4 protein-coding genes are annotated in these 3,810 nt (G+C 77.1%); 2 read left to right on the top strand and 2 right to left on the bottom strand.

The features are described from left to right. The coding region (locus A2U95_RS21150) for a D-alanyl-D-alanine carboxypeptidase family protein (protein WP_166025677.1) at nt 1-1,107 on the bottom strand (1,107 nt) is incomplete at its 3' end. A gap of 102 nt (nt 1,108-1,209) precedes the next feature. Here A2U95_RS21150 and A2U95_RS21145 point away from each other — a divergent pair. After that, entirely contained in the window at nt 1,210-2,040 is an 831-nt protein-coding gene (locus tag A2U95_RS21145; RefSeq protein WP_166025675.1) for a class I SAM-dependent methyltransferase, read from the top strand. On the opposite strand, the gene A2U95_RS21140 is transcribed toward A2U95_RS21145, so the two are convergent. After that, on the bottom strand, nt 1,992-2,402 hold the full coding sequence (locus A2U95_RS21140; RefSeq protein WP_166025679.1) for a MarR family winged helix-turn-helix transcriptional regulator: 411 nt from the start codon (nt 2,400-2,402) through the stop codon (nt 1,992-1,994). The two genes, A2U95_RS21145 and A2U95_RS21140, sit on opposite strands and share 49 nt — an antisense overlap. Nucleotides 2,403-2,643: 241 nt before the next feature. Between A2U95_RS21140 and A2U95_RS21135 the strand changes: the two genes are divergently transcribed. Then, a complete protein-coding gene (locus A2U95_RS21135) occupies nt 2,644-3,447 on the top strand; it encodes a putative protein N(5)-glutamine methyltransferase (protein ID WP_166025673.1) in 804 nt (267 codons plus the stop codon). The last annotated feature ends 363 nt before the right edge of the window (nt 3,448-3,810 follow it).

The raw sequence follows: 3,810 nt of genomic DNA, 5'->3' as shown, positions 1-3,810 counted from the left end.
CGCCGCGGCGCACCCGGCCAGCGCGACCGTCCGCCACGTCGTGCCGCCGCCCTCACCGCGGCCGGCGACCTCCGCCGCCGCGTGCTCCGCGGACGGGCGGGGCCGGGGGGAGGACGGCGGCCCGGCCGCGACGGGCGGTTCCAGCGAGCCGACCGGCCGGACCCGCCCGGCCGCCCGGAAACCCCAGTCCAGGAGCGACCGCGCCTCCTCGTAGACGGTGGTGGAACCGCCGTCCTGCGGGTTGAGCACCGTCACCACCAGGGTCCGTCCGCCCCGCCGGGCCGCCGCGATCAGGGTGTGGCCCGCCTTGCTGGTGTACCCGTTCTTCACGCCGACCGCCCCGGGGTAGGGCTCCACGCCGTCCGCCCCGGTCAGCAGCCTGTTGGTGTTGCGGATGTCGTAGACGCCGCCCCGGCCGGGGAACCGGGCGGCCGCCGTCCGGCAGTACTTGGTGAACCGCGGGTCGCGCAGCCCGGCACGCCCGAACACCGCCAGGTCGTAGGCGGAGGAGACCTGTCCCGGCGCGTCGTACCCGTCCGGCGAGACCACGCGGGTGTCGCGGGCGCCCAGCTTCCGCGCGGTGTCCTGCATCCGGGCCACCGCCGCCCGGGTGCCGCCCGCCATGGCGGACAGGACGTGCACCGCGTCGTTGCCGGAACTCAGGAAGACGCCCCGCCACAGGTCGTCCACCGCGTAGTCGCGGCCGGCCTCCACGCCGACCAGGCTGCTGCCCTCGCCGACGCCGGCCAGCTCCGCGCCCGTCGCCCGATGGCGCCCCTCGGGCACCCGGGGGAGGAGGGCGAGCGCGAACAGGGTCTTGAGGGTGCTGGCCGGCGGGAGCCTGCGGTGGGCGTCGTGCGCGGCCAGCACGTCGCCGCTGCGGGCGTCCGCCACCACCCAGGAGAGCGCGGACACCTCCGGCACCTCCGGCGCGCCCGCGGCCGGCCGCACCTGGGTGCCCGGGGTCAGCAGCGGATCCGGCGGGCCGGTCACCGGCGCGGGCGTCCCCGACGCCCCCACCGCGAACAGGGCGCACCCGGCGACGGCCAGACGGACGGCCCGACCGGAACCAGAGCCGGAGCCTCGCGAGAAAAATGCGATTTTCATATGAAGACGGTAGGAATGGGGCGCGGCGACACGCCGCGCGCCACGGCCGGATCCGTCCGTGCGGCACCCGGATGCCGTACGGGCGCCGCTATCCTCCGGAAGATGTCCGATCCGCGAAGGCGCGAGGCCAGGAGCCACGGCATCACCGGGCGTGGCCCCCGGAGGTACGGTCCGCAGGGCCCCACCCTCGGTGAACTCGCCGTGCAGGCCCTGTCGTCCGTCGAGCGCGGCTACGACCTGCTCGCCCCCGCCTTCGACCACACCCCGTTCCGCACCTCCGACGGCCTCCTGCGGGCCACCCGTGACGGCCTGGCCCCGCTCGGCCCGTTCGAGGACGGCCTCGACCTGTGCTGCGGCACCGGCGCCGGACTCGGCGTGACGGACGCCCTGTGCCGGCGGTCGGTCACCGGCGTCGACATCAGCGCCGGAATGCTGGAGCGCGCCCGCCTCGCGGCGCCGCGGGCCGCGCTGGTCCGCGCGGACGCGCGCGCCCTGCCCTTCGCCCCGGCCTCCTTCGACCTGGCCGTCACCTTCGGGGCCCTGGGCCACTTCCTCCCCCGCGACCTGCCCGCCCTCTTCGGGCAGGCGCACCGGGTGCTGCGCCCGGGCGGACGCCTCGCCTTCCCCCTGCCCGGACCGCCGCGCCCGGGCTCCAGGGCCGCCCTGGGGCTGCTGGCCTTCGACACGGCGATGCGGATCCGCAACGCCGTGTGGCGCCCGCCGTTCGTCATGTACTACCGCGTCCTGACCTTCGGCGTGCTCCGCGACGCCCTCGGCGGCGCCGGGTTCGAGGTGAGGACCTACGCCATGCCGGAGTTCGGCCGCCGGGAGGGCGGCGGTCCGCGCTGCCGCCTGGTCGTCGCCACCCGCCCCCCGCGGGACGGTCAGGCCCCGGGCGCGGTGGGCGCGTCGCCGGGGAGGCCGGCGTTGTAGCGCTCCAGGTAGGAGGCGAACCGCGCCAGGTCCTCCTCGGTCCAGCCCGACAGCCGTTCCTCGACGGCGGCGCGACGGCGGTCGGTCACCCGGGCGAGCATCCGGCGGCCCGCGTCGGTGAGCTGGAGCACCTGCACCCGCTGGTCCGCCGCGTCCTGGCGGCGCTCCACCAGCCCCTCGCGCTCCAGCACCGCCACCTGACGGCTGACCGTGGACTTGTCCAGCGCGTAGTGGTCCGCCAGGTCGGTGGCCCGGCAGCCCCCGCTCTCCTCCAGATGACCCAGCAGCGTGTACGAGACCAGGGACAGTTCCGGATGGAGCCGTCCGGCCAGGGCCCGTGCCCGGCGTGCGAACGACGTCATCTCGCGCTGGATCGTCTCGATCGCCAGGTCGGCGGCTGAGTTCACGGGGGAACCTCCTCACGTTGTGGTTGCATAATACAACCACAGTTGCGCGGAGCGGGAACCCGGGGCCGCCGGCGGTCCGTCGTCCGCGTGCCCCGCCCCGAAGCCATGGGTAGGGTGACACGTCGGCCGAGCAGGGTACCGGCCGTCCGCACGCCGCACGCCGCCCTCACCGACGCCGACACGGACAGCGAGGCCGATGACGACTTCCCGGATCCCACCCGCCGTTCCGCCGAAGGCCCCGGCCGTCGTCGCCGCCCTGCGGGCCGCGGGGTGCGTCTTCGCCGAGGAGGAGGCCGCCCTCCTGGTCCGGGCCGGCGGCACGCCCGACCGGGTCGCGGACCTGGTGGCCCGGCGGGTGGCCGGGGAGCCCCTGGAACACGTCGTCGGCTGGGCCGAGTTCCGCGGCCTGCGGATCGAGGTCGTCCCGGGCGTGTTCGTGCCGCGCCGCCGGACCGAGTTCCTGGTCGAACGCGCCCTCGTCCTGGCGCCGCGGGCACGGACGGTCGTCGACCTGTGCTGCGGGTCGGGCGCCCTGGGCGCGGCCCTCGCCGCCGCGCTGCCCGGCGCCGCGCTCCACGCCGCCGACATCGACCCGGCCGCGGTGGAGTGCGCCACGCGCAACCTCGCGCCCTACGGGGGCCGTGTCCACCGAGGCGACCTGTTCGCGGCGCTTCCCGCGGCCCTGCGCGGGAGGATCGAGATCCTCGCCGCCAACGTGCCCTACGTGCCCACCGCGGACATCCGGCTGCTGCCCGCCGAGGCCCGTGAGCACGAACCGCCGACCGCCCTGGACGGCGGCCCCGACGGCCTCGCCGTCCTGCGGCGGGTGGCCGAGGCCGCTCCGGGCTGGCTGGCGCCCGGCGGCTGCCTGCTCGCCGAGACGAGCGGGCGTCAGGCTCCCGCCGCCGAGCGCGCCTTCGCGGGAGCGGGGCTGGCGGCCGAGGTGGCGGTCTGCGAGGAGAGCGACGCCCATGTGATCACCGGCGTGCTCCGGCCCTGACCGGCCCGGACGCACCCTGACCGGCCCCGGCCGTCCCGGACCGGTCCGGATCGTCCCGGACGGGCCAGGCGGGCCAGGCGAATCCGTCGATCCAGACGGCTCAGACGGCTCAGACGGCCCGGATGGTCCGAGGCCGGGACCTTGGCCGTCCCGGACCGGGACCCTGGATGACCCAGGCGGGCCAGATCGGCCCGGACGGACCTGGTCGGCCCAGCCCCGGGACCTAACCGGCCCCAGATGGACCCTGGCCGGCCCGGACGGGCCCAGCCGGCCCAGCCGGCCCAGCCGGCCCAGCCGGGCCAGCCGGCCCAGGCGGGCCGGACCGGTTCCGGTCGGCCGCGGGGCCGGAACGCGTCCCGGCCG

This window comes from Streptomyces chilikensis, from assembly GCF_001642695.1.
Taxonomy (GTDB): domain Bacteria; phylum Actinomycetota; class Actinomycetes; order Streptomycetales; family Streptomycetaceae; genus Streptomyces; species Streptomyces chilikensis.
The sequence above is the reverse complement of the archived record's forward strand: the minus strand, read 5'-3'. Positions and strand labels throughout refer to the sequence as shown.